Genomic DNA, 1,236 nt, shown 5'->3' on the forward strand with positions numbered 1-1,236 from the left:
TGGATAGTCAACACTAAATCATACAATTTTTTTAAGGGCTAAGTTTCTATAAGCTACCGGACTTAAATAGCTTAAAGAGCTATGCGAACGGCTATTGTTGTACCAATTAACGTAATCAAAAAGTTCAAGCGCGAGCTGGGCAAGGGTCGGGAAGTGCTTCCCGTTGATGAGCTCTGTCTTTAACGCTTTAAACGTAGCTTCTGCTACCGCGTTGTCGTAGGGGTTACCTTTGCGACTTAACGATCTTTCTATTTCGTGTGTAAGTAACAGCTTGTCGATTTCTACATTTTTAAACTCGGAACCTCTGTCGGTATGAAAGATTTTTACGGCTCCTAAATCTCGATTGACTGATTTGAAAGCGCGTTGAACTAGGGCTGAGTCTTTACGCTCTCCTAAGCTGTACCCAACGATTTCTCGGTTGTATAAATCAATCAAGAAGCAGACGTAATTCCAGTTCTTCCCTACTCTTACATAGGTAAGATCACTCACCAATACTGAAAATTCTTCGTCTACTTTGAAGTCACGGTTGAGCACATTTCGAAAAGATTCTTCGTTTGGAGCAGAAGTCATCGGTTTATAGGAAGGTTTCGCGTATTTCGATTGGATGCCAAGCTCCGCCATTAGGCGTCCAACACGTCGTCTTGATACGGTAATATCCATTTTGGTAAGTGCATCTTTTATTTTCCTAGTTCCATACACAGAGCGATTCTGCTTGAATATTGTTAGAATCTTTTCTTTTAATGCTTGTTCTTCATCGGCTTTTTCTTGCGCTATTTTTGCCGATATTTCCGTTTCATAATAGAAGGTACTTCGAGCTATATTCAGGACTCTGCACATTGCTGATACCGAATAGATGTGGCGATTTTTCTGAATGACATCTATTTTCGTCCCATGATCAGCGCTGCTTGCTTTAAAATATCTACTTCCATTTCCAGCTGCTTGGTCCGTTTTCTTAACTCGATTAATTCCTGTTCTTCTGGAGGTCGGTTGTCCTTCTCTGTAAATGATCCAGACTGTTGAAGTTGAGTAATCCATCTGTCTAATGCGGATGCAGTTAGTTCATATTCGCGTACAATATCTTGACGGCTTTTTCCGTTTTCGTATAGAGCTACCACTTGTTTTTTAAACTCGGTTGAAAATGTTCTTCTTTTTTTGGACATAGTAGATTCTCCTCACTGGTTGTGTATTATTCTACTTGCCCTTAATTTCGTTGTCCAACTAATTGTATCCTATCCA

At 40.0% G+C, this 1,236-nt stretch carries 1 protein-coding gene; it reads right to left on the reverse strand.

All coding sequences use genetic code 11. The annotated features are described in order from the left end of the window. Positions 1–18: 18 nt before the first annotated feature. Positions 19–1,160, reverse strand: a protein-coding gene (locus ACFPYN_RS17360) for an IS3 family transposase (protein ID WP_377735899.1) whose coding sequence is annotated in 2 segments (ribosomal slippage) — positions 19–914 and positions 914–1,160 — 1,143 coding nt in all. Because the reading frame shifts where the segments join, the coding sequence is not laid out codon by codon here. Positions 1,161–1,236: the final 76 nt, after the last annotated feature.

It is taken from the genome of Paenisporosarcina macmurdoensis, assembly GCF_042658845.1.
Classification (GTDB): domain Bacteria; phylum Bacillota; class Bacilli; order Bacillales_A; family Planococcaceae; genus Paenisporosarcina; species Paenisporosarcina macmurdoensis.